Genomic DNA, 25,733 nt, shown 5'->3' with positions numbered 1-25,733 from the left:
GAATGAGCGACACTTACAACAGGATGAAAGCATGTCTAATCATATCGATAGAGACGTGATTAATGCGCTAATCGCCGGTCATTTCGCGGACCCTTTTTCCGTGCTCGGCATGCACCGTACCGACGCCGGGCTGGAAGTGCGCGCATTATTACCCGATGCCACCGATGTGTGGGTTATTGAACCGAAAACCGGACGCAAAGTCGGCAAGCTCGAATGCCTCGACTCGCGTGGTTTCTTCAGCGGCGTTCTGCCGCGGCGTAAAAACGCCTTTCGCTATCAGCTGGCCGTCACCTGGCACGGGCAGCAGAATCTGATTGATGACCCTTATCGCTTTGGTCCGCTGCTGCAGGATCTTGACGTCTGGCTGCTGTCGGAAGGGACCCACCTGCGCCCTTACGAAACGCTGGGCGCGCACGCCGCCACCATGGACGGCGTCACCGGCACCCGTTTCTCGGTATGGGCGCCGAACGCCCGTCGCGTCTCAGTGGTGGGGCAGTTTAACTACTGGGACGGCCGGCGCCACCCGATGCGATTCCGCAAAGAGTCCGGCATCTGGGAACTGTTCGTCCCGGGCGCGCACAATGGCCAGCTGTATAAATTCGAGCTGATTGACGCCCACGGCCATCTGCGGGTCAAAGCTGACCCTTACGCCTTTGAATCGCAAATGCGTCCGGAAAGCGCCTCGCTTATCTGTGACCTGCCGCCTAAAGTCGAACAGCCGGCGGACCGCAAAGCGGCGAACCAGTTCGATGCCCCTGTCTCTATCTATGAAGTGCATCTTGGCTCATGGCGTCGCCATACCGACAATAATTTCTGGCTGAGCTACCGCGAGCTGGCCGACCAGCTGGTGCCCTACGCGAAATGGATGGGCTTCACCCATCTCGAGCTGCTGCCGGTTAACGAGCACCCGTTCGACGGCAGCTGGGGCTATCAACCCACCGGCCTCTATGCGCCGACCCGCCGGTTCGGCACCCGCGATGATTTCCGTTACTTTATCAACGCCGCGCACGCCGCCGGGCTAAACGTCATTCTGGACTGGGTGCCTGGCCACTTCCCGGCGGATGATTTTGCCCTTGCCTCTTTCGATGGCACCGCCCTGTATGAGCACAGCGATCCGCGCGAGGGGTATCACCAGGACTGGAATACCCTGATCTACAACTACGGACGCCGCGAAGTCAGCAACTTCCTGGTGGGAAATGCGCTGTACTGGATCGAACGCTTCGGCATCGATGCTCTGCGCGTCGACGCGGTGGCCTCGATGATCTATCGCGACTATAGCCGCAAGGCGGGGGAGTGGATCCCCAACGAGTACGGTGGCCGGGAAAATCTGGAAGCCATTGAGTTTCTGCGCAACACCAACCGCATCCTTGGCGAACAGACGCCGGGCGCGGTCACCATGGCGGAAGAGTCCACCGATTTCGCCGGGGTAACCCGTCCGCCAGCCGGCGGCGGCCTCGGTTTCTGGTTCAAATGGAACCTCGGCTGGATGCACGACACCCTGGATTACATGAAACTCGATCCGGTGCACCGCCGCTTCCATCACGACAAAATGACCTTCGGCATGCTCTACAACTACACCGAGAACTTTGTGCTGCCGCTCTCCCACGATGAAGTGGTGCACGGCAAAAAATCGATTCTCGACCGCATGCCGGGGGACGCCTGGCAGAAGTTCGCCAACCTGCGCGCCTACTACGGCTGGCTGTTCGCCTTCCCGGGGAAAAAGCTGCTGTTTATGGGCAATGAGTTCGCCCAGGGCCGCGAGTGGAACCACGACGGCAGCCTCGACTGGCATCTGCTGGAGGGCGGCGACAACTGGCACCACGGCGTCCAGCGGCTGGTGCGCGACCTGAACCATACCTATCGCCACCATAAGGCGCTGCACGAGCTGGACTTTGACCCGTACGGCTTCGAATGGCTGGTGGTGGACGACCACGAGCGCTCAGTGTTTGTCTTTGTGCGCCGCGACCGGGCGGGGAACGAGATTATCGTCGCCAGCAACTTCACGCCGGTGCCGCGCCACGACTACCGCTTCGGCATCAACCAGCCGGGCCGCTGGCGCGAGGCGTTGAATACCGACTCAATGCACTATCACGGCAGCAACCAGGGCAACGGCGGGGTGGTGGAAAGCGATGCCATCCCCAGCCACGGTCGCGAACATTCGCTGTCCCTGACCCTGCCGCCGCTGGCGACGATCTGGCTGGTCCGGGAGGCGCAATGACCAACCTCGCGGCAGGCAAGCCTGCGCCGTTGGGCGCCAGCTATGACGGCAAGGGGGTGAACTTCGCCCTCTTCTCCGCCCACGCGGAGCGGGTGGAGCTGTGCGTGTTCGACGAGCAGGGCAACGAGCAACGCTTCGATCTCCCGGCGCGCAGCGGCGACATCTGGCACGGCTGGCTGGCTGCCGTCGGGCCGGGCCTGCGCTACGGCTACCGGGTGCATGGCCCCTGGGATCCGGCGCAGGGACACCGCTTTAACCCGGCCAAGCTGCTGCTCGATCCCTGCGCTCACCGGGTTGAGGGCGATCTGCCGGACGACGAGCGCCTGCACGGCGGAATGTGGCAGCCGGATCATCGCGATAGCGCCGCGATAGCGCCAAAATCGCAGGTAGTGGATCTGCGTTACGACTGGCTGGGCGATAAATCGCCGCGTACCCCATGGGGGGAAACGGTGCTTTATGAAGCGCACGTGAAAGGGCTCACCCTGCTTAATCCGCAGCTGCCGGAAGCCATTCGCGGAACGTATAAGGCGCTGGGCCACCCGGTGATGATCGCTTACTTCAAATCGCTGGGCATCAGCGCCCTTGAACTGTTGCCAGTGGCGCAGTTCGCCAGCGAGCCGCGACTGCAGCGGATGGGGTTGAGCAACTACTGGGGCTACAACCCGCTGGCCTGGTTCGCGCTGGATCCGCGCTATGCCAGCGACCCGACGCGCGCCCTGGATGAGTTTCGCGATGCGGTTAAGGCGCTGCACGCCGCCGGTATCGAGGTGATTCTGGATATCGTGCTCAACCATAGCGCGGAAATCGATCTTGAAGGTCCCACCGTCTCCCTGCGCGGAATCGACAACCGTAGCTATTATTGGGTAAGGGAAGATGGCGATTATCACAACTGGACCGGGTGCGGGAATACGCTCAATCTCAGCCACCCGGGGGTAGTGGAACTGGCGCGCCAGTGTTTGCGCTTCTGGGTGGATGAGTGCCATGTCGACGGTTTTCGCTTCGATCTCGCCTCAGTGATGGGGCGGACGCCGGAATTCCGCCAGGATGCGCCGCTGTTCGAGGCTATCCGCCACGACAGCGTGCTGTCGCAGGTGAAACTGATCGCCGAACCCTGGGATATCGGCCCGGGGGGCTACCAGGTGGGCAATTTTCCCCCGCAGTTCGCCGAGTGGAACGACCATTTTCGCGATAGCGCCCGCCGCTTCTGGCTGCAGCAAAACGTCTCCCTGGGGGATTTCGCGCAACGCTTCGCGGCCTCCAGCGATCTCTTTGCCCGTGATGGCAAGCCGCCATCGGCGACGGTCAATCTGGTGACGGCCCACGATGGCTTCACGCTGCGCGACTGCGTTTGTTTCAATCAGAAACACAATGAGGCGAACGGGGAGGAGAATCGCGATGGGACTAACAATAACTACAGCAACAATCATGGTATAGAAGGATTAGAAGCTAATTTTGCGGTGATTGAACGGCGACGCGCCAGCGTGCATGCGCTGCTGACGACGCTGCTGCTGGCTCAGGGGACGCCGATGCTGCTGGCGGGCGATGAGCAGGGCCACAGCCAGCACGGCAACAATAATGCCTACTGTCAGGACAACGCCCTGACCTGGCTCGACTGGCGCCAGGCGAACCCGGGATTAACCGCCTTTACCGCGGCGCTGATCCACCTGCGCCGGCGCATTCCGGCGCTCACCCGCAACCGCTGGTGGCAGGAGGGGGATGGCAGCGTCCGCTGGCTTAATCGCCATGCCCAGCCGCTGACTGCCGGGGAGTGGCAGCAGGGGGCAGCGTGTATGCAGATCCAGTTGTCGGATCGCTGGCTGCTCACGCTGAACGCCACCGCAGAGGTGGTCGATATGGTTTTACCCGAGGGGGAATGGCGCGCCGTTCCTCCATTCGCCGGAGAGGATAATCCGGTCATCATGGCTGTCTGGCATGGGCCCGCGCACGGAGTGTGCGTATTTCAAAGGTCGTAAGCCCTGAAGCTTCCGGTTGAACCCGTGGCGGCGGCGCGGCGGGATGAGCAGGAAAGCGGGGGTGTAAAAAGGAGTTAATCATGGTTAGGCTTGAAAAAAACGATCCGCTGATGCTGGCGCGTCAATTACCTATCAAATCCGTGGCGTTGATCCTCGCGGGCGGCCGTGGCACCCGGCTTAAGGATCTCACCATTAAGCGTGCGAAACCTGCCGTTCACTTCGGCGGCAAGTTCCGTATTATCGATTTCGCATTATCTAACTGCATTAACTCAGGGATCCGCCGCATCGGCGTTATTACCCAGTATCAGTCGCATACGCTGGTGCAGCACATTCAGCGCGGCTGGTCGTTCTTCAGCGAAGAGATGAACGAGTTTGTCGATCTGCTGCCGGCCCAACAGCGCGTACACGGCGAAAACTGGTATCGCGGCACGGCGGACGCGGTGACGCAGAACCTGGACATCATCAGCCGCTACAAGGCCGAGTACGTGGTGATCCTCGCGGGCGACCATATTTATAAGCAGGACTACTCGCGCATGCTGATCGACCATGTCGAAAAAGGGGCGCGTTGCACCGTGGCCTGCATGCCGGTGCCCATTGAAGAGGCATCCGCCTTCGGCGTCATGGCGGTCGACGAAAACGAAAAAATCATTGAGTTTGTCGAGAAACCCGCCAACCCGCCGGCGATGCCGACCGACCCGACCAAATCGCTGGCCAGCATGGGCATTTATGTCTTCGACGCCGCCTATCTTTATGAGCTGCTGGAGGAAGACGATCGCAACGAGAACTCCAGCCATGATTTCGGCAAAGACATCATTCCGAAGATCACCGAAGCTGGCATGGCTTATGCACATCCTTTCCCGCTCTCCTGCGTGCAGTCCGACCCGAACGCCGAGCCGTACTGGCGCGACGTGGGGACGCTGGAGGCCTACTGGAAGGCCAACCTCGATCTGGCGTCAGTCACGCCGGAGCTGGATATGTACGACCAGAACTGGCCGATCCGTACCCATATGGAATCGCTGCCGCCGGCGAAGTTCGTGCAGGACCGTTCCGGAAGCCACGGCATGACCCTGAACTCGCTGGTCTCCGGGGGCTGCATTATCTCCGGGTCGGTGGTGGTGCAGTCGGTGCTGTTCCCGCGCGTGCGGGTGAACTCATTCTGTAACATTGATTCGGCAGTCTTGTTGCCAGATGTCTGGGTGGGGCGCTCATGCCGCCTGCGTCGCTGCGTGATTGACCGCGCCTGCGTCATCCCGGAAGGTATGGTGATTGGTGAGAACGCGGAAGAGGATGCACGCCGCTTCTATCGCTCAGAGGAAGGTATCGTGCTGGTGACCCGCGACATGCTGCGGAAATTGGGGCACAAACAGGAGCGCTAATGCAGGTCTTACATGTATGTTCTGAGATGTTCCCGCTGTTAAAGACGGGCGGTCTGGCGGACGTCATCGGCGCGCTGCCGGCGGCGCAAATCGCGGAGGGTATCGATACGCGCGTGCTGTTGCCGGCGTTTCCCGATATCCGCCGCGGCGTGGTGGATGCCCAGGTGGTGACCCGCCGGGATACGTTCGCCGGGCGGATCACGCTGCTGTACGGCCACTTTAACGGCGTGGGGATCTATCTGATAGACGCCCCGCATCTCTATGACCGGCCGGGGAGCCCTTACCACGATACCAACCAGCACGCTTATACCGACAACGTTCTGCGCTTTGCGCTGCTGGGCTGGGTGGGAAGCGAAATGGCCAGCGGACTGGATCCGTTCTGGCGCCCGGATGTGGTCCATGCCCACGACTGGCACGCCGGCCTGACGCCGGCCTACCTGGCGGCGCGCGGGCGTCCGGCTAAATCGGTCTTTACCGTGCACAACCTGGCGTACCAGGGGATGTTTTACTCCTGGCATATGAATGATATCGAGCTGCCGTGGTCGTTTTACAACATGCATGGCCTCGAGTTTAACGGCCAGATCTCGTTTCTGAAGGCCGGCCTTTACTACGCCGACCATATTACGGCGGTGAGCCCGACCTACGCGCGCGAGATCACCGAGCCGCAGTACGCCTACGGCATGGAGGGGCTGCTGCGTCAGCGCCATCATGAAGGGCGGCTGTCGGGAATTCTCAACGGCGTTGACGACGGTATCTGGAGCCCGCAAAACGACCTCCTGCTGCCGATGCGCTACGATCGCGACACGCTGGAGGAGAAGGCGGAAAACAAGCGTCAGCTGCAGATCGCCATGGGCCTGAAGGTCGATGATAAAGCGCCGCTGTTTGCCGTCGTCAGCCGTCTCACCAGCCAGAAAGGGCTCGATCTGGTGCTTGAAGCGCTGCCGGGCCTGCTCGAGCAGGGCGGCCAGCTGGCGCTGCTGGGCGCCGGTGATCCGGTGCTGCAGGAAGGGTTCCTCGCCGCCGCTGCCGAACACCCGGGCAAGGTGGGGGTGCAGATTGGCTATCATGAGGCCTTCTCCCACCGCATTATGGGGGGCGCCGACGTCATTCTGGTCCCGAGCCGCTTTGAACCCTGCGGCCTGACCCAGCTGTACGGTCTGAAGTACGGTACGCTGCCGCTGGTGCGCCGCACCGGCGGGCTGGCGGACACGGTCTCTGACAGTTCGCTGGAGAACCTTGCCGATGGTCTGGCGACAGGTTTTGTCTTTGAGGACAGCAATGCGCTGTCATTGCTGCGCGCTATACGTCGCGCCTTTGTCCTCTGGTCGCGCCCATCGCTCTGGCGCTATGTGCAGCGTCAGGCGATGAATATGGATTTTAGCTGGCAGGTTGCCGCGAACTCCTATCGCGAACTTTATCAACGCTTGATGTAATCACTGGAGTCATTGTTATGAATGTACCCTTTAGCTATGCATCACCGACGCTGAGCGTTGAGGCGTTAAAACATTCTATTGCCTATAAGCTGATGTTTATCATCGGTAAAGATCCGGCCATCGCTAACAAGCATGAATGGCTTAACGCCACGCTGTTTGCCGTTCGCGATCGCATGGTGGAGCGCTGGCTGCGCTCCAACCGCGCGCAGCTCTCGCAGGAAGTGCGCCAGGTATACTATCTGTCGATGGAGTTCCTGATCGGCCGTACCCTCTCGAATGCCCTGTTGTCGCTCGGCATCTATGACGATGTGAGCAGCGCGCTGGCGGAGATGGGGCTCGATCTCGAAGAGCTGATCGATGAAGAGAACGACCCCGGGCTTGGCAACGGCGGTCTGGGCCGCCTGGCGGCCTGCTTCCTTGACTCCCTGGCGGCGCTGGGGCTGCCGGGACGTGGCTACGGGATCCGCTACGACTACGGGATGTTTAAACAGAATATCGTCGATGGCCGGCAAAAAGAGTCCCCTGACTACTGGCTGGAGTACGGTAACCCGTGGGAGTTTGAGCGCCACAACACCCGCTATAAAGTGCGCTTCGGCGGCCGCATTCAGCAGGAGGGGAAGAAAACCCGCTGGATAGAGACGGAAGAGATCATTGCCGAAGCCTACGATCAGATTATCCCCGGCTTTGACACCGACGCCACCAACACGCTGCGTCTGTGGAGCGCGCAGGCCAGTAGCGAAATTAACCTCGGTAAGTTTAACCAGGGCGACTACTTCGCCGCGGTAGAGGATAAGAACCACTCCGAAAACGTCTCCCGCGTCCTCTATCCGGACGACTCGACCTACTCCGGCCGCGAGCTGCGCCTGCGCCAGGAGTATTTCCTCGTCTCGGCCACGGTGCAGGATATTCTGAACCGCCACTATCTGTTGCATAAGACCTATGACAACCTGGCGGACAAGATAGCCATCCACCTGAATGACACCCACCCGGTGCTGTCGATACCGGAGCTGATGCGCCTGCTTATCGACGAGCATAAATTCAGCTGGGACGAGGCGTTCGAGGTGACCTGTCAGGTCTTCTCCTATACCAACCATACCCTGATGAGCGAAGCGCTCGAGACCTGGCCGGTGGATATGCTGGGCAAAATTCTCCCGCGCCATCTGCAGATTATCTTTGAGATTAACGACTACTTCCTCAAGACCCTGCAGGAGCAGTATCCCAACGATACCGCGCTGCTCAGCCGGACCTCGATTATCGACGAGTCAAACGGCCGTCGCGTGCGGATGGCCTGGCTGGCGGTGGTGGTCAGCCACAAGGTCAATGGGGTGTCGGAGCTACATTCCCGATTGATGGTGGAGTCGCTGTTTGCCGAATTCGCCAAAATTTTCCCGATGCGCTTTATCAACGTGACCAACGGCGTCACGCCGCGCCGCTGGCTGGCGCTGGCCAACCCGCCGCTGTCGAAAGTGCTGGATGAGCATATCGGCCGCACCTGGCGGACCGATCTGAGCCAGCTTGACGAGCTGAAGCAGCATATCGACTATCCGACGGTCAATCAGGCAGTGCGTCAGGCTAAACTGGAAAACAAACAGCGGCTGGCCAGCTATATTGCGCAGCAGCTTAATGTGGTGGTGAATCCGAAGGCGCTGTTTGATGTGCAGATCAAACGCATTCACGAGTACAAACGCCAGCTGATGAATGTGCTGCACGTCATTACCCGCTATAACCGGATCAAAGCCGATCCGCAGGCGGAGTGGGTGCCGCGGGTGAACATTTTCGCCGGTAAGGCGGCTTCAGCCTACTACATGGCCAAGCATATTATTCACCTGATCAACGATGTGGCGGCGGTGATCAATAACGATCCGCAGATTGGCGACAAGCTGAAGGTCGTTTTTATCCCCAACTACAGCGTCAGCCTGGCGCAGCTAATCATTCCGGCGGCAGACCTGTCGGAACAGATCTCGCTCGCAGGCACGGAAGCCTCCGGCACCAGTAATATGAAGTTTGCCCTTAACGGCGCGCTGACGATCGGCACCCTCGACGGGGCGAACGTGGAGATGCAGGAGCACGTGGGCGAAGAGAATATCTTTATCTTCGGCAACACCGCGGAAGAGGTGGAGGAGCTGCGTCGCAGCGGCTATAAACCGCGCGAATATTACGAGCAGGATGAAGAGCTTCACCAGGCGCTGACGCAGATCGGTACCGGCGTTTTCAGCCCGGCGGAACCGGGGCGCTACCGTGACCTGCTGGATTCGCTGATTAACTTTGGCGACCACTACCAGGTGCTGGCGGACTATCGTAGCTATGTGGACTGCCAGGATCGCGTCGACGAGCTGTATCAACATCCGGAAGAGTGGGCCTACAAGGCGATGCTGAATATTGCCAATATGGGCTACTTCTCTTCCGACCGGACGATCCAGGAGTACGCGAAATATATCTGGCATATCGACCCGGTAAGGCTGTAAGCCAGTCAACGCAACACAACGGGGCCATTTGGCCCCGTTGTTTCATTATTGCGGTTGGATCCGGCCTCAGGCGTTTCCCCAGGCCCGCGCAACCGGGCGCGTTAAGACGCTAACGACAGCTCAGACTTTCCCGCATGCTGCGCCAGCCATTCGCTGATGCGCGCCTGCTGCTCGCCATTCAGCCACATGCCCTGTTTGGTTCGACGCCAGATGGCGTCATCCAGGCTGCGCACCCATTCATGCTCAACCAGATACTTCAGCTCGGCTTCATAAAACTCATGGCCGAAATCTTCCCCCAGATCGCTCAGGGCGCTGGCTTCTTTGAGGATCCACTCGCTGTTGCTCCCGTAGGTGCGGGCATAATGGCGGGCCAGTGATTCACTGATGAACGGGAAGCGACGGCGCAGTTTTGCCGCGTAGTCGTCGCGGTCGCCGCCGATATCGCCGCCGGGGAGCACTGCGGTTTTGGTCCATGCCGGGCCGATCCCTTTGTAATAGGGGGTCAGTTTTTCCAGCGCATGCTCGGCCAGTTTGCGATAGGTGGTCAGCTTGCCGCCGAAGACGGAGAGCAGCGGCGCCTGGCCGTTCTCATCGTGAATATCCAGCGTGTAGTCGCGGGTGATCGCCTGCGGTGAATCCGACTCGTCGTCGCACAGCGGACGGACGCCGGAGTAGGTCCAGACGATATCGTCCCGGCTGAGGGTCTTTTTAAAGTGCGCGTTATAGACGTTCAGCAGGTAATTAATCTCTTTATCATCAATGGCCACCGCTTTCGGATCGCCCTTATACTCGACGTCCGTCGTGCCGATGATGGAGAACTCATCCATCCACGGGATAACAAACACAATACGTTTATCTTCGTTTTGCAGAATGTAGGCCTGCTTCTGGGTATGCACCCGCGGCACCACGATGTGGCTGCCCTTGATCAGGCGGATACCGTAAGGCGAGCGGAGATGCATCCCTTCGTCGAAGAACTGTTTGACCCATGGACCGGTGGCATTGACCAGACCGCGCGCCTTCCAGGTAAACTTCTCGCCGCTATCGATATCTTCCGCTTCCACCACCCACAGGCCGTTCTCCCGTTTTGCCGAGATGGCGCGAGTGCGGGTCCGCACCTCGCCGCCTTTGCGGACGACCATCTGCGCGTTGGCCAGCACCAGGCGGGCATCGTCGACCCAGCAGTCGGAATATTCGAAACCGCGCACAATTTCCGGCTTAAGTACCGATTCTGCGCCAAAACGCAAGCCGGTGGATCCCGGCAGACTGGTGCGTTTGCCCAGATGATCGTACATAAACAAGCCGATGCGGATCATCCATGCCGGACGCAGATGCGGGCGATGCGGGAGACGAAAGCGCATCGGGAAGGCGATATGCGGGGCCATTTTTAACAGCACTTCGCGTTCGGCCAGCGCTTCGCTGACCAGGCGGAACTCATAGTGTTCGAGGTAGCGTAGCCCGCCGTGGATCAGTTTGGAACTGGCGCTGGAGGTGGCGCAGGCGAGATCGCGCGCTTCCAGCATCAGTACGGATAAACCACGCCCGGCGGCATCTGCCGCGATACCGGCACCGTTGATGCCTCCGCCTATCACAATCAGATCTTTGGTTTCCACGTTCTTACCCTCTCACACTTTCGTTTAAGCTCACAAATGCTCGATATCGCTCACTATAGCAAACAAACGCGCTTTTGGTAACATCAAAAAAACATTTTGGAGTGATGGGTGTAACATATTGGCGTTTCTTTACCGCCTGACGGTACACTACAGGGTAAAATTGGGCCGGCCACTGCCCGTCATGACGAGAAAGAGAAGAGAACCATGGAACAGTTTGAATGTATCAACGTTGAAGAAGCGCACCAGAAACTGCATCAGCAGACGGCGGTTTTGGTCGATATCCGCGATCCGCAAAGCTATGCGATGGGCCATACGCCGGGCGCGTTTCATCTGACCAACGATACCCTGGGCGCGTTTATGCGTGACAACGACTTTGACACGGCGGTGATGGTGATGTGCTATCACGGCAACAGCAGCAAGGGCGCCGCGCAGTATCTGCTGCAGCAGGGGTTTGATAAGGTCTACAGCGTTGACGGCGGGTTCGACGCCTGGCATCGCCATTTCCCGGCGGAAGTGGCGCACGGGACGTTTTAACGACTGGCAGGTATACTATCTCCCTTTGTGTGGAATAAGCGATTCGCTGCATGTTAATGATTACCTCTTTTGCCAACCCGCGCGTGGCCCAGGCGTTTGTCGATTATATGGCGACGCAGGGGATTATCCTGACTATCCAGCAGCACACCCAGAGCGACGTCTGGCTGGCTGATGAGAGTCAGGCCGGGCGCGTCAGGGCTGAGCTGGCGCGTTTTCTCGAAAATCCGGCGGACCCGCGCTATCTGGCGGCGAGCTGGCAGTCCGGACAGACCAACAGCGGGTTGCGCTATCAGCGCTTTCCTTTCTTTGCCACGCTGCGGCATAACGCCGGCCCGTTCACCTGGGCGATTCTGCTGATCTGCATCGCGGTGTTCATCCTGCAAAATCTGCTGGGCGATCAGCCGGTGATGATTTGGCTGGCCTGGCCCTACGATCCTTCGCTGCAGTTCGAAGCCTGGCGCTATTTCAGCCATGCTTTCATGCATTTCTCGCTGATGCATATTCTCTTCAACCTGCTATGGTGGTGGTATCTCGGCGGCGCGGTGGAAAAGCGCATCGGCAGCGGCAAGCTGGTGGTGATCACCGTCATCAGCGCCCTGCTGAGCGGCTTTGTGCAGCACCAGTTTAGCGGCCCGTGGTTTGGCGGGCTGTCGGGCGTGGTTTACGCGCTGATGGGCTATGTCTGGCTGCGGGGCGAGCGCGATCCGCAGAGCGGTATTTATCTGCAGCGCGGGTTGATACTCTTCTCTTTAGTGTGGTTAATTGCTGGCTGGTTTGACGTTTTCGGCATGGCGATCGCTAACGGCGCGCACGTGGCTGGTCTGGCGACCGGCCTGGCGATGGCGTTTGTCGATACCTTGCATGGGCGAAAACGCGCATAAAGACTTACCGACAGGGGTCGGGTAGGCGACATTTTTCCAGGGATATTTCATGAAACAAACACAACGTCATGACGCCATTATCGAGCTGGTAAAAAAACAGGGTTACGTCAGCACGGAAGAGCTGGTTGAGCAGTTCGCGGTCAGCCCGCAGACCATCCGCCGCGACCTGAACGATTTAGCCGAACAGAAAATGATCCTCCGTCATCACGGCGGCGCGGCGCTGCCCTCCAGCTCGGTGAACACCTCCTGGCACGATCGCAAAGCGACCCAGACGGCGGAGAAAGAGCGTATCGCCCGGCGGGTGGCCAGCGAGATCCCGGACGGGGCGACGCTGTTTATCGATATCGGCACCACGCCGGAAGCGGTGGCGCACGCCCTGCTCGATCACAACGATTTGCGGATTGTGACCAATAACCTGAACGTCGCCAACACGCTGATGGTGAAAGAGGACTTCCGCATTATTCTCGCCGGCGGCGAACTGCGCAGCCGCGACGGCGGGATCATCGGGGAAGCCACCCTCGACTTTATCTCGCAGTTCCGTCTCGACTTCGGCATTCTCGGCATCAGCGGCGTCGACAGCGATGGCTCGCTGCTGGAGTTTGATTATCATGAAGTGCGCACCAAGCGCGCGATTATTGAGAATTCACGCCACGTGATGCTGGTGGTGGATCATACCAAGTTTGGCCGTAACGCGATGGTCAACATGGGCAGCATCAGCATGGTCGATGCGGTCTATACCGATGTGCTGCCCCCGGCGGGCGTGCTCAAGGTCATCACCGATAACAACCTCCAGCTCGAGCTGTGCTAAGCGACAACGGCGTCGTCAGACGCCGTATCCCATCATCTTAAGCAACTGCTGGGCATGCTGCACCGCGTCCTGACGGTGGGCGACGCCCAGTTTCTGATACAGGTTGCGAATATGGGTCTTGATGGTGGTGGCCGCCACGTCAAGCTCGCCGGCAATCTGCTCGTTGCTGTAGCCGGAATAGATTAAGCCAAGCACCTGCCATTCGCGCTGGGTCAGCGGGCTGGTGCGGATAAGCTCCGGCACCTCGGGGTGATTCAGCAGCCGCTCGACGAACCCTTCGTCAAAGTGGGCGAATTTGTGGCGATGATGCTGGTTGATGTCGCGCAGAATACGCTGGGCGCGATGCTGCTCCAGCTCCGGCAGGGTGTTCAGCTGGATCAGCTGGCGCAGCTGCTGGGCCATCGCCTCGCCTTCAATCACAAAGTGGTTGATAAAGCCGGTGCGGTTGGCGAGCGTCAGGGCTTCCAGCAGGGCTTTCTGCGCTTCGCTCTTGCGTCCTGCCTGCCAGTACAGCTGGTTGAGCAGCAGCAGGTTGCGGTTGAGATCGCTCATCAAACGCAGTGAGCGCGCATTTTCGTTCAGCTCTTCCAGCACCATTTCCGCCGGTTCGAAATCGCCCAGCAGGATCTGCGCGCGGGCAATATTGCGCCACTGGCTCTGCAGGAAGTGGTTATTGGCGAATTCCGGCTTCGGCGTCTGGCGCAGCCAGTTGGCCGCCGCGGTTTTATCGCCGGTCATCTGCCAGTAGATCACCCGCACCTTGTCGGCGTTGGAGACCCAGTCGCTGTGGTAGTGACCGTTACCGAGCAGGTTTTCCAGCCGGTTCAGGTGGCTACGGGCATTATCCAGATCGCCGCGCGCCAGCGAGCATTGCACCATCAGCGCCAGGCACTGCAGCTGCTGCTGCGGTTGATAAGTTGAGAGAACCGCCATCCCCTGGCGGGCGCAGGCTTCAGCCTCGTCGAGGCGCGCCCATGCCCACAGCAGCTGAGAGCGGATGCGCAGCAGGAACTCATGCATTGGCAGCTGCTCAAGATGCTGTTCGCGTACCAGATGGAAGGCTTTCTCCTGGCTCTCCCAGGCGGCCTGCAGGAAGCCCTGGGCGAACAGAATTTCGCTTTGCTGAATGATGCTCCACAGGGCGTAATGCCAGACGTCGTGACGGCGGGCCATCTGTTCGGTCTGCTGCATCACGGCGAGAGATTTGGTCAGTTTCCCCTTACAGTGGAGGACTTCGCCATGTACCGAGGTGGCGACGATGCGGCTGTAATAGTTGGCCAGCGGCAGCTCTTCCAGCGCCACCATCGACAGACGTTCCGCTTCGTCCTGGTCGCCGTCGTTAATCGCCACCTGCGCGCGCAGGGCGTTGAAGTCGCCATGCATCGCGGTATCCATTTCGACGCTCATCTCCTGCTCGGCGCGCGCCAGCAGGGTGTTGACTTCGCTGTAGCGATGCTGGCTCTGCATCAGCCAGGCCTGCAGCAGGATCAGGCGCGGATTTTCCAGCAGATTTGACCAGGGCAGCGCCGACAGCGACTGCTCCAGCAGACCCAGTTCGCTATGGTTGAACATGCCCCAGGCGTGATTGAGCAAGATATCGCGCAGCATTTTGGCATCGCCGGCCGCCAGCGCATGGTGGATGGCCTCGCTGGGGAAGCCTTGCGCCATCCAGCTCTCCGCCGCGGCGCGGTGGATCTCCGGCAGTTCAACCGCCAGCTCCCACTGACAGCGCTGGCGCAGGAAACTGCCAAACAGCGGGTGATAGCGGAACCATTCGCCGGAATCATCCATCCGCTGCAGGAACAGCCCCTGACGTTCGATCTCCTCCAGCTGCATCTGGCCATTCTCTTCGCCGGTGACGCGCACGATTAACGCGTCGTTCATTGAGCGCAGCAGAGAGCTCTTCAGCAAAAAGTTACGCGTGCGGGCGTCGACGTTATCCAGCACTTCATCCACCAGATAATCCGACAGATGGCTGGCGTTAATCCCGGCGAGGCGACGGGCGGAGTGTTGGGCGGAGGAGTTATTCTGGCGGGCGGAGAGGGCGATGAGCTGCAGCGCGGTGGCCCACCCGGCGACGTCGTCGCACAGCCGACTGCTGTCGTCGGCTTCGATAGGCGACGTCAGACGACAGTCGAAAAATTGTTTCGCTTCCTGGTGGGTAAAGGCCAGCTGCTGGCTGCCAATCTCCAGCAGCTGATCGCGGACGCGCAGGTTGGCAATGCCCAGCTGCGGCAGGTTCCGCGACAGGACCACGAGGGTCATATTCTCCGGCTGATGGCGCAGGAAAAAGCGCATCGCGTCATGGATCACCGGATTATTGATCAGGTGATAATCATCAATGACGAGGTACAGCGGGCGCTGCCAGTCGGCGAGTTCAATAAACAGCTGCGCAAAAAGAGAGGAGAGGCTGGCGTACTGGCGCTTTTGCACCATCGCTTCACTGGCCGCGCAGTGGTTGCCGGTGGCCTGCTGGATCGCCGCGATCAGATAGCTGGCAAAACGCTCCTGCTGGTTGTCGCCTTCGTCCAGCGAAAACCACCCAAGATCGTTTTTACCTGCGGCCCACTGAGAAATGAGCGTTGTTTTACCGTACCCGGCAGGACTGGTGATCAGCACGAGACGATAATTGTTCGCGCCGGAAAGTTTCGCCAGTAAACGCTCACGAACCACGGTGTGTTCAAGGCGGACCGGACGACTTAATTTGGACGGAATCAACATAGTTCTACATTTCGCTGTGCAAGAGAGAGGTTGCGATTTTTTTTGCGCTTCGTAATTAATATCTAATAAGGTCGGTGATTATGAAATTTATTGCAAGTTATGTCCGAAGTTTATGCTCTTGAATTTGCTCTATGTCACAAATTTCGACATTGGTTGCGAATGGGGGAAAATCGCAGGCAGAACTCGTCCTCAGCGGTTTTTAGCCGGCAGCTGGCGGAGCGGGGAGAGATTTATTTTATATCGGGAGTAGTTGTTTGTTTTTATTAAATTATTGTCAGTGATTTCTTAGAAGTAATCTTTTTTGCGGAGTAATGTGATGAAATGTGCTTATTTTCCCGGAGGTCGCAATTTATTTTTTTAATAACCAGGCGAAAGGCGGGAAGCGTTTTTGCCGCGTAGTGGCCTGTAACAAATTTTTACCCTGCACAGGTGACATCTCGACTGTCATACAGCGGTGATTTTTACAGCATATTTTGGCCTTCTCACCCACACTATAGTGGCCAGGATCACACTTTTCGCTCATCCCCGGTACTCCTCCCTGTCTAATCCCCGTCGGGATGAGGACGATGAATCGGGAGGTCGGCACACTAGCGCCATCGTTTTAGTAAAGGACCCGGATCTCATTATGTCACAGACTTCATTTAACAAAGCTCAGTTTCAGGCTGCACTGACGCGTCAGTGGCAGCGTTTTGGTTTACAGTCCGCTTCCGAGATGACGCAGCGTCAATGGTGGCGCGCCGTCAGCGGAGCGCTGGCGGAACTTCTGTCGGCGCAGCCGGTGGCAAAACCAGCGCAAGGACAACGTCACGTTAACTACATCTCGATGGAGTTTCTGATTGGTCGCCTGACCGGCAACAACCTGCTCAACCTGGGCTGGTACGAGGGCGTGAGCGACGCGCTGAAAGGCTATGACGTCAACCTCACCGATCTGCTGGAAGAAGAGACCGACCCGGCGCTGGGTAACGGCGGCCTGGGCCGTCTGGCAGCCTGCTTCCTCGACTCCATGGCGACCGTGGGGCAGTCGGCGACCGGCTACGGCCTCAATTACCAGTATGGTCTGTTCCGCCAATCCTTTGACGATGGCCAGCAGAAGGAAGCCCCGGACGACTGGGGTCGCAGCAGCTACCCGTGGTTCCGCCATAACGAGGCGCTGGATGTTCAGGTCGGCATCGGCGGCAAGGCCAGCAAAAACGGCGAATGGCAGCCGGCGTTCGTCATTACCGGCGAAGCCTGGGATCTGCCGGTGCTCGGCTATCGCAACAACGTCGCCCAGCCGCTGCGTCTGTGGCAGGCCAAACACGCCCATCCGTTTAACCTGACCAAATTCAACGACGGCGATTTCCTGCGCGCCGAGCAGCAGGGTATCGACGCGGAAAAACTGACTAAGGTGCTGTACCCGAACGACAACCATCAGGCCGGTAAAAAACTGCGCCTGATGCAGCAGTACTTCCAGTGCGCCTGCTCAGTGGCCGATATCCTGCGTCGTCATCATCTGGCAGGCCGCAAGCTGGCCGAGCTGGCGGATTACGAAGTGATCCAGCTGAACGATACGCACCCGACCATCGCCATCCCGGAACTGCTGCGCGTGCTGATCGACGAACACCAGCTGAGCTGGGACGACGCCTGGGCGATCACCAGCAAAACCTTTGCTTACACCAACCATACCCTGATGCCGGAAGCGCTGGAGTGCTGGGATGAGAAGCTGGTGAAAGCGCTGCTGCCGCGCCATATGCAGATCATCAACGCGATTAACGACAAATTTAAACTGCTGGTGGACAAAACCTGGCCGGGCGATAAGCAGGTCTGGGCGAAACTGGCGGTGGTGCATGACAAGCAGGTACGGATGGCCAACATGTGCGTGGTGGGCGGTTTTGCCGTCAACGGCGTGGCGGCGCTGCACTCGGACCTGGTGGTGAAAGATCTGTTCCCGGAATATAACCAGCTGTGGCCGAACAAATTCCATAACGTGACCAACGGCATCACGCCGCGCCGCTGGATCAAGCAGTGCAACCCGGCGCTGGCCACGCTGCTGGATGAGACGCTGAAAAAAGAGTGGGCCAATGACCTCGACCAGCTGATCAATCTGGAAAAATACGCTGACGATGCGGCATTCCGTCAGACTTATCGCGATATCAAGCAGGCCAACAAAGTTCATCTGGCTGAGTTTGTGAAGCAACGTACCGGGATTGAGATCAACCCGCAGGCGATTTTCGACATTCAGATCAAACGTCTGCACGAGTACAAGCGTCAGCACCTCAACCTGCTGCATATCCTTGCGCTGTACAAAGAGATCCGCGAAAACCCGCAGGCCGACCGCGTTCCGCGCGTCTTCCTGTTCGGCGCGAAAGCGGCGCCGGGGTACTATCTGGCGAAAAACATTATTTTTGCCATCAACAAGGTAGCGGAAGCGATTAACAACGACCCGAAAGTCGGCGATAAGCTGAAAGTGGTCTTCCTGCCGGACTATTGTGTATCGGCTGCGGAAAAACTGATCCCGGCGGCGGATATCTCCGAGCAGATCTCCACCGCGGGCAAAGAAGCCTCTGGCACCGGCAACATGAAGCTGGCGCTGAACGGCGCGCTGACCGTCGGGACGCTGGATGGCGCCAACGTGGAAATCGCCGAGCAGGTCGGTGAAGAGAACATCTTTATCTTCGGCCACACGGTAGAAGAAGTGAAAGCCCTGAAAGCGAAAGGCTACGATCCGCTGAAATGGCGTAAAAAAGACAAACTGCTCGATGCAGTGCTTAAGGAGCTGGAGAACGGCACCTATAGCAACGGCGATAAGCATGCCTTCGACCAGATGCTGCATAGTCTGCTGCAGGGCGGCGACCCGTATCTGGTGCTGGCCGATTTCGAAGCCTACGTGGCGGCGCAAAAACGGGTAGATGAGCTGTATCGCGACCAGGAGGCCTGGACCCGCGCGACAATCCTCAACACCGCGCGCTGCGGCATGTTCAGCTCCGACCGCTCGATCCGCGATTATCAGCAACGTATCTGGCAGGCGAAACGCTAAAGGAAGGCCTATGGAGAGTAAACGCCTCGATAATGCCGCGCTGGCGGCGGGCATCAGCCCCAGCTATATCAACGCGCACGGCAAGCCGCAGTCTATCGCGGCTGTCACCAAACAGCGTCTGCTGGATGCGATGCATCGCTCAACCGCCGCCACGAAAGTGGCGGTTAACCCGCTGCCGAACGTGAAGATCTTCACCCACGGCAAAAAAATGTCGCTGCCGGTGGCAGGACGCGGTGAGTATCAGTGGATCCTGACCACTGAGGACGGTAAGCAGTATCAGGGTAAAACCCGCGGCGGCGAGACGCTGCCGCTGCCGGCCAGACTGCCGGAGGGGTATCACTCCCTGACGCTCACCCAGGAGGGGGAGCGCTGGCACTGCCGGACCATCGTCGCCCCGGCCCGCTGCTATGAGCCGCAGCCGCTGAAAGAGGGGAAAAAGCTGTGGGGCACCTGCGTGCAGCTGTATACCCTGCGTTCGGAGAAAAACTGGGGGATCGGCGATTTTGGCGATCTGCGCGCCATGCTCCCGGAAATCGCCCGCCGCGGCGGGTCGTTTATTGGCCTCAACCCGATCCATGCCCTCTATCCGGCGAACCCGGAGAGCGCCAGTCCGTATAGCCCGTCTTCACGGCGCTGGCTGAACGTCATCTACATCGACGTCAACGCGGTTGAAGATTTCCAGCGTAGCGAAGAGGCGCAGGCGTGGTGGCAGTCCGCTGCGACCCAGCAGGCCTTGCAGGCGGCGCGGCAAACGGATGATGTGGATTACACCGCTGTCACCACGCTGAAAATGACCGCGCTGCGTATGGCGTGGAAACGATTCTCCCGTCGTGAAGATGAACAGATGACGGCGTTCCGCGAGTTTGTTCTGCGCGAAGGGGAAAGCCTCTACTGGCAGGCCGCTTTCGATGCGCTGCACGCCTGGCAGGTTCAACAGGACCCGCTGCGCTGGGGCTGGCCGGCCTGGCCGAAGGCCTTTCAGGATATCGACAGCCCGGAGGTGAAAGCCTTCTGCGTCGAGCATGAGGACGACGTCAGTTTCTATCTCTGGCTGCAGTGGCTGGCCTGGAGCCAGTTTGCCGCCTGCTGGGAAACCAGCCAGCGCGACGGGATGCCGATCGGCCTCTACCGCGATCTGGCGGTGGGCGTCGCTGAAGGCGGGTCGGAGACCTGGTGCGACCGTGAGCTGTACTGTCTGAAAGCGTCCGTGGGCGCGCCGCCGGATATTCTGGGTCCGCTGGGCCAGAACTGGGGCCTGCCGCCGATGGATCCGCATATTATTGCCGCTCGCGCCTATGAGCCGTTTATCGACCTGCTGCGCGCCAATATGCAGAACTGCGGCGCGCTGCGTATCGATCACGTGATGTCGGTGCTGCGTCTGTGGTGGATCCCCTATGGTGAAACCGCCGATCATGGCGCTTACGTTCAGTATCCCGTCGACGATCTGCTGTCGCTTCTGGCGCTGGAAAGCCAGCGCCATCGCTGCATGGTGATCGGCGAAGATCTGGGCACGGTACCGGTGGAGATCGTCAGCAAGTTACGCAACAGCGGCGTCTATTCCTATAAGGTGCTCTATTTTGAGAGTGATGCAGAGAAAACGTTCCGCGCGCCGGCGCTGTACCCGGAGCAATCAATGGCTGTGGCGACGACGCACGACCTGCCCACCCTCCGCGGCTACTGGGAAAGCGGCGATCTGACGTTAGGCAAAGCGCTGGGTCTCTATCCTGATGAGGTGGTGCTGCGCGGGCTGTACCAGGACCGTGAGCTGGCGAAGCAAGGGCTGCTGGATGCGCTGCATAAGTACGGCTGTCTGCCCAAGCGTGCCGGCCATAAGGCCTCCCTGATGAGCATGACGGGGATCCTCAACCGGGGGATGCAACGTTATATTGCCGACAGCAACAGCGCCCTGCTGGGCCTGCAGCCGGAAGACTGGCTGGAGATGGCGTCGCCGGTCAATATTCCGGGCACCAGCACTGAGTACCCGAACTGGCGCCGGAAGCTGTCCGTCACCCTTGAGCAGATGTTTGCCGATGAACAGGTCAATAAGCTGATTAAGGATCTGGATAAACGGCGCAAAGCGGCGAGCAAAAAAGCCGCCTCCTGATGACTCCCCGCCGCGCGCACCTCAGCGCGGCGAAGAGTATGTCCGATAAAAAAGGCCGGTCCGCATGATGCGGACCGGCCTTTTTCTATGGCGGGAGTAACCTTACACCACCATCCCCAGCAGCAGACAGCCTACCAGGCCGCAGACCGAGATAATGGTTTCCAGCACCGACCAGGACCTGATGGTCTCGCCGATGGTCAAGTTAAAGTACTCTTTGAACAGCCAGAAGCCCGGATCGTTCACGTGGGAGAAGATAACGCTGCCGGAGCCGACCGCGATAACCATCAGCTCCGGGCTGACGCCGGTGGTGGCGATCAGCGGCGCGGCGATCCCGCCCGCGGTGATGGCGGCAACGGTCGCCGAACCCAGCGCGATACGCAGCACCGCGGCGATGGACCAGGCCATAAACAGCGGAGACATATTCGATTCATGCATGATAGAAGCGATATATTTATCCATGCCGCTATCCACCAGCACCTGTTTGAAGGCGCCGCCGCCGCCGATGATCAACAGCATCATGGCGATGATTTTAATCGAAGAGGTCAGGGTATCGTTGATCTGCTCCATGGAGCGGCCGCGGTTCAAACCGAAGGTGAACAGGGCGATCAGTACCGCAATCAGGGTGGCCATGACCGGGTCGCCGAAGAACTCGGCAATCGGCAGGAAGGCGTGGCCCTTCGGCAGGATCATCTCGGCAACGGCGCGCATCGCCATCAGGATCACCGGAACCAGCGAGGTCCAGACGCTGACGCCAAAGCCAGGCATCTCTTCTTCAGTGAACACTTTCGGGTTATGCAGGCCTTCCGGGATCGGCTTATCAATGCCTTTCAGGAAACGGGCGAAAACCGGGCCGGCGAGAATAACCGTCGGGATAGCCAGAATGGTGCCGTAGAGCAGCGTTTTACCCATATCGGCGTGGAAGATGGTGGCGATCGCGGTCGGACCCGGGTGCGGCGGCAGGAAGCCATGGGTGACGGAGAGCGCGGCGGCCATCGGTACGCCGACGTACAGCAGCGGAATACGGGCCGAGGCGGCGATGGTAAACACCAGCGGCAGCATCAGCACGAAGCCCACCTCATAGAACAGGGCGAAACCGACGGTGAAGCCGGTCAGGACCACGGCCCATTGAATATGCTTCTTACCGAATTTATTGATAAGCGTGGTGGCGATACGCTGAGCGCCGCCGCAGTCTGCCAGCAGCTTACCGAGCATAGCGCCGAAGCCCATGATCAGCGCGAGGCTGCCAAGGGTACCGCCGACGCCGTTCTTGATGGAGACGATCACTTTATCCAGCGGCATACCCTGCATTAATCCGACGGCGAGCGCCACCAGAACCAGCGCAATGAAGCCGTTCATTTTGAAACGGATCATTAACAGCAATAACAGGGCAACCCCGATAGCAACGATGATTAATGGCATGATTTACCTGGCCTTAATTTGTTATGGGTAACGTCAAAGTTTCAACCTTTACAACATTCGCTCCGTCAGGGAGCAAAATAGTCTGGCACCGTAAACGCTTGCATTATCCTTACCCAGAGAAAGGATAGCTGGCTATTTTTTTGCCGGTGGCGCCTGAAGGGGATGATACGGGTAACATGTGAGGGTTGAGAATCACCTGGCGGGGGAAAATGTTAAATATGAGACTTAAGTCATACTCTTTCCCCGGTTTTTGCCGGTCGTTTAGCGGGAGATGTTGCGCGGTAACACAGAAAGGAGAAAGGAGAGCCGGCGACAGGCTGCCGCCGGAGGGAAGGCTTAGTAGTAGGAGTGCTCGCCGCGCTGGTGCTCGGTCAGATCGCGAACCCCTTTCAACTCCGGAAACTCGTTCAGCAGCTGTTTTTCAATACCTTCTTTCAGGGTCACGTCGACCATCGAGCAGCCGTTGCATCCGCCGCCGAACTGCAGGATAGCCAGACCGTCGTCGGTGATCTCCATCAGCGACACGCGGCCGCCGTGCCCGGCCAGCTGCGGGTTAATCTGCGACTGCAGCAGGTACTCGACGCGCTCCATCAGCGGGGCATCGTCAGCGACTTTGCGCATTTTGGCGTTCGGCGCTTTCAGGGTCAGCTGCGAGCCAAGCTGGTCGGTGACGAAATCAATTTCAGCGTCTTCCAGATAGGGCGCGCTGAGCTCATCGACATAGGCGGTCAGCTGTTCAAATTTCAGCGCCGTGTCGGTGTCTTCCACCGCATCCGGTGGGCAGTAGGATACGCCGCACTCAGCGTTTGGGGTGCCGGGATTAATCACAAATACGCGAATTTGCGTCCCTTCTTCCTGATTTGCCAGCAGTTTGGCAAAGTGCGCTTGTGCAGCATCGGAAATACGGATCATAGCGTTGGCCTAATAGTTGACTATTTTACTGGGTTATAATACGCCCATCAGCGGGGGTCTACAAGGTACGGCATACACACCATACCTGAACCGTCGCGGCGCCGTTTCGCAAAAGCAGGCGGGATATCTCGGCGACGGTGCTGCCGGTCGTGACGACATCATCCACCAGAGCGATATGGAGTCCCTGCACGGCAAATTCAAGCTGAAAGGCATTTTTCAGGTTCTGCCTGCGCAGGCGGGCATTAAGCGAATGCTGCACGGCGCCCGCTCGCTGGCGCGTCAGGCCGTCGCGACGCCAGACGCACCCACGCCAGCGGGCTAACGGTCGGCACAGCTCATCGCACTGATTATAACCCCGGCGCCAGCGGCGGCGATGCCCCAGCGGCACGCCGACCAGCGCGTCTACCGGCGGCAAATCGTCACGCTGTTTAAGGCGCAGCAGCAGCAGGCGCGCCAGGGCGGGGCCCAGTTCCGGACGATGGTGAAACTTCAGCTGCCGCACCAGATCGCTCAGCGGCGGACGATAGTCATTGACCGCCACCATCCGATGCCAGGGAGGCGGCTTTTGCAGGCAGCGGCCGCAGGGATGCCGGGACATTGCCGACGGCAGGCCGCATTGCGGGCAGAGCGGGGGGCAGGCGAGCAGGGCGCGGCTGCAGCGAGAGCAGATCCCCCAGCGGGCGACCGCCAGCGGCATTTGGCATAGCCAGCATAAGCTGTGTGCTGTTAGCATATTTGGCCTTCTGTCCAGTAAAAAAGAGAACGGTAACGGATGAACGACATCTGGTGGCAAACAATCGGCGAAGGTGATTGTCATCTTGTGCTGCTGCACGGCTGGGGGCTGAACGCTCAGGTCTGGGATTGCATCACGCCGCAGCTGGCTTCGCATTTTACCCTTCACCTGGTGGACCTGCCGGGCTATGGCCGTAGCGGCGGGTTTGGGGCGATGTCGCTGGAGGCGATGGCGCAGCGGGTGCTGGAGCAGGCTCCGCCTCAGGCGGTGTGGCTGGGCTGGAGCCTGGGCGGGCTGGTGGCCAGCCAGATAGCGATAAGGTGCCCGCAACGGGTGCAGGCGCTGGTAACGGTCGCCTCTTCCCCCTGTTTCGCGGCCCATGAGGACTGGTCGGGCATCAAGCCGGAGGTGCTGGCCGGATTTCAGCAGCAGCTGAGCGAGGATTTCCAGCGTACCGTCGAGCGGTTCCTCGCCCTGCAAACCATGGGAACGGAGAGCGCTCGTCAGGATGCGCGGGCGTTAAAGCAGGCGGTGCTCTCGCTGCCGATGCCTTCCGCTGAGGCGCTGAACGGCGGTCTGGAGATCCTCAGAACCGTCGATCTGCGTCAGGCGCTGGTCGGACTGCCGATGCCGTTTCTGCGGCTGTACGGTCGGCTGGACGGGCTGGTGCCGCGTAAGATTGTCCCGCTGCTGGATAAGCTATGGCCGGATAGTGAGTCCATTCTCTTTGACAAGGCAGCGCATGCGCCGTTTGTTTCCCATCCCGCGGCCTTCTGCGAGCCGCTGCTGGCGTTGAAAAAACGGCTGGGGTAATTTTTTTTGCCGCGCCATGGTAAAAGGGCCATTCACAGCAATACTTAGGTTGTTACGGTGGTTGATTATTTCATTCCGCCACCGTGATCTAAAATAACAACCTAATGGAGAGTAGAGGCTATGAAACTTGTTACAGGAATGGTTGCATCTCTGGTGATTGGCTGTCTGTCTTTTGGCGCATTCGCAGCGAAAGAGATCCAAAAAGAGGACGTGGCGAAGATGAATCTGACCAAGGTCGGCAGCATCACGACCTCAAGGACGACCTCGCCGATGGACGCCCGACGCGATCTGTCGAAAAAAGCCGATGAGCTGGGTGGAAAATACTTTGTGGTGATTGCCGGGCAGAAAAACGAAAAAACCGTTCACGCTAACGCTGACGTGTATAAATAATCCAGTCATAAAAACGGGCCTGCTGGCCCGTTTTTCCCTGCTGTCGCACTCGTTTTATCCCGTGGCGCTGGCAGGCCTTACTCCCTTCATCGCAGCGCCCACCACTCCTGCTGGCACGCCGCTTTCCCTTCAGGACAGCTTTTACAGCTGCCGGAGAGACAGCCCTCGCTGGTTTCGCTGATCCGTACCACCTTACCCATGGCTTCCATGCGTTCGAGCATGGCGTCAATCAGCGGCTGAGGCGTCTGCAGGCGGGCGCTGAGCTGTTTCGCCTCCATGCGGCCCTGCAGGGCCAGCATATCGCGGACTTCCATTAACGACGCCACA

18 protein-coding genes are annotated in these 25,733 nt (G+C 59.2%); 12 read left to right on the top strand and 6 right to left on the bottom strand.

The window, feature by feature from the left end:
• The first annotated feature begins 31 nt into the window (after window positions 1–31).
• From glgB to glgP, 5 genes are all read left to right on the top strand, one after another.
• Window positions 32–2,218, top strand: coding sequence for a 1,4-alpha-glucan branching enzyme (glgB, locus tag ACLH1U_RS21485; RefSeq protein ID WP_023291214.1), 2,187 nt, complete (start codon window positions 32–34; stop codon window positions 2,216–2,218).
• Window positions 2,215–4,191, top strand: a complete 1,977-nt coding sequence (gene glgX, locus ACLH1U_RS21480; protein ID WP_411299453.1) for a glycogen debranching protein GlgX — start codon at window positions 2,215–2,217, stop codon at window positions 4,189–4,191. Before glgB ends, glgX begins: the two co-directional genes overlap by 4 nt.
• Window positions 4,192–4,271: 80 nt before the next feature.
• A complete protein-coding gene (glgC, locus tag ACLH1U_RS21475) occupies window positions 4,272–5,567 on the top strand; it encodes a glucose-1-phosphate adenylyltransferase (protein WP_002920566.1) in 1,296 nt (431 codons plus the stop codon).
• A complete protein-coding gene (gene glgA, locus ACLH1U_RS21470) occupies window positions 5,567–7,000 on the top strand; it encodes a glycogen synthase GlgA (RefSeq protein ID WP_004202133.1) in 1,434 nt (477 codons plus the stop codon). Before glgC ends, glgA begins: the two co-directional genes overlap by 1 nt.
• A 17-nt stretch (window positions 7,001–7,017) precedes the next feature.
• Window positions 7,018–9,465: a glycogen phosphorylase gene (gene glgP / locus ACLH1U_RS21465; protein WP_023291212.1), complete on the top strand. Its 2,448-nt coding sequence runs from the start codon at window positions 7,018–7,020 to the stop codon at window positions 9,463–9,465.
• Window positions 9,466–9,566: 101 nt separating this feature from the next.
• On the opposite strand, the gene glpD is transcribed toward glgP, so the two are convergent.
• Complete coding sequence (gene glpD / locus ACLH1U_RS21460) at window positions 9,567–11,075, bottom strand: glycerol-3-phosphate dehydrogenase (protein ID WP_004202136.1); 1,509 nt, start codon at window positions 11,073–11,075, stop codon at window positions 9,567–9,569.
• A gap of 204 nt (window positions 11,076–11,279) precedes the next feature.
• On the opposite strand from glpD, the gene glpE reads away from it, so the two are divergent.
• From glpE to ACLH1U_RS21445, 3 genes are read left to right on the top strand one after another with little or no spacing between them, the layout of a single operon-like run.
• Complete coding sequence (gene glpE / locus ACLH1U_RS21455) at window positions 11,280–11,609, top strand: thiosulfate sulfurtransferase GlpE (RefSeq protein WP_023291211.1); 330 nt, start codon at window positions 11,280–11,282, stop codon at window positions 11,607–11,609.
• Between the two features lie 50 nt (window positions 11,610–11,659).
• Entirely contained in the window at window positions 11,660–12,490 is an 831-nt protein-coding gene (glpG, locus tag ACLH1U_RS21450) for a rhomboid family intramembrane serine protease GlpG (RefSeq protein WP_004151408.1), read from the top strand.
• Window positions 12,491–12,539: 49 nt separating this feature from the next.
• Window positions 12,540–13,298 carry a DeoR/GlpR family transcriptional regulator gene (locus tag ACLH1U_RS21445; protein WP_002920548.1) on the top strand — a complete coding sequence of 253 codons (759 nt, stop codon included), beginning with the start codon at window positions 12,540–12,542 and terminating at the stop codon, window positions 13,296–13,298.
• 15 nt (window positions 13,299–13,313) lie between these two features.
• Here ACLH1U_RS21445 and malT read toward each other — a convergent pair whose 3' ends face one another.
• Complete coding sequence (gene malT, locus ACLH1U_RS21440) at window positions 13,314–16,019, bottom strand: HTH-type transcriptional regulator MalT (RefSeq protein WP_023291210.1); 2,706 nt, start codon at window positions 16,017–16,019, stop codon at window positions 13,314–13,316.
• Window positions 16,020–16,644: 625 nt separating this feature from the next.
• Here malT and malP point away from each other — a divergent pair.
• Both malP and malQ read left to right on the top strand, forming a co-directional pair.
• Window positions 16,645–19,035, top strand: coding sequence for a maltodextrin phosphorylase (gene malP, locus ACLH1U_RS21435; RefSeq protein WP_032454237.1), 2,391 nt, complete (start codon window positions 16,645–16,647; stop codon window positions 19,033–19,035).
• A gap of 10 nt (window positions 19,036–19,045) precedes the next feature.
• Entirely contained in the window at window positions 19,046–21,139 is a 2,094-nt protein-coding gene (gene malQ / locus ACLH1U_RS21430; RefSeq protein WP_023291208.1) for a 4-alpha-glucanotransferase, read from the top strand.
• Between the two features lie 102 nt (window positions 21,140–21,241).
• Here malQ and gntT read toward each other — a convergent pair whose 3' ends face one another.
• The 3 genes from gntT to gntX form a co-directional block, all read right to left on the bottom strand.
• A complete protein-coding gene (gntT, locus tag ACLH1U_RS21425) occupies window positions 21,242–22,558 on the bottom strand; it encodes a gluconate transporter (RefSeq protein ID WP_008806999.1) in 1,317 nt (438 codons plus the stop codon).
• Between the two features lie 336 nt (window positions 22,559–22,894).
• Complete coding sequence (nfuA, locus tag ACLH1U_RS21420; RefSeq protein WP_004202143.1) at window positions 22,895–23,470, bottom strand: Fe-S biogenesis protein NfuA; 576 nt, start codon at window positions 23,468–23,470, stop codon at window positions 22,895–22,897.
• Window positions 23,471–23,528: 58 nt separating this feature from the next.
• Window positions 23,529–24,203: a DNA utilization protein GntX gene (gene gntX, locus ACLH1U_RS21415; protein ID WP_023291207.1), complete on the bottom strand. Its 675-nt coding sequence runs from the start codon at window positions 24,201–24,203 to the stop codon at window positions 23,529–23,531.
• Between the two features lie 39 nt (window positions 24,204–24,242).
• Between gntX and bioH the strand changes: the two genes are divergently transcribed.
• Window positions 24,243–25,016 carry a pimeloyl-ACP methyl ester esterase BioH gene (bioH, locus tag ACLH1U_RS21410; RefSeq protein ID WP_411299452.1) on the top strand — a complete coding sequence of 258 codons (774 nt, stop codon included), beginning with the start codon at window positions 24,243–24,245 and terminating at the stop codon, window positions 25,014–25,016.
• Window positions 25,017–25,136: 120 nt separating this feature from the next.
• Entirely contained in the window at window positions 25,137–25,406 is a 270-nt protein-coding gene (locus tag ACLH1U_RS21405; protein ID WP_004202149.1) for a YdgH/BhsA/McbA-like domain containing protein, read from the top strand.
• A gap of 86 nt (window positions 25,407–25,492) precedes the next feature.
• On the opposite strand, the gene feoC is transcribed toward ACLH1U_RS21405, so the two are convergent.
• A complete protein-coding gene (gene feoC / locus ACLH1U_RS21400) occupies window positions 25,493–25,732 on the bottom strand; it encodes a [Fe-S]-dependent transcriptional repressor FeoC (protein ID WP_023319254.1) in 240 nt (79 codons plus the stop codon).
• Window position 25,733: the final 1 nt, after the last annotated feature.

Origin of the sequence: Klebsiella sp. 1SOBk5mer (genome assembly GCF_046603115.1) — a bacterium.
In the GTDB taxonomy this organism is placed as follows: Bacteria; Pseudomonadota; Gammaproteobacteria; order Enterobacterales; family Enterobacteriaceae; genus Klebsiella; species Klebsiella quasipneumoniae.
This window is presented reverse-complemented; position numbering and strand designations above follow the sequence as displayed.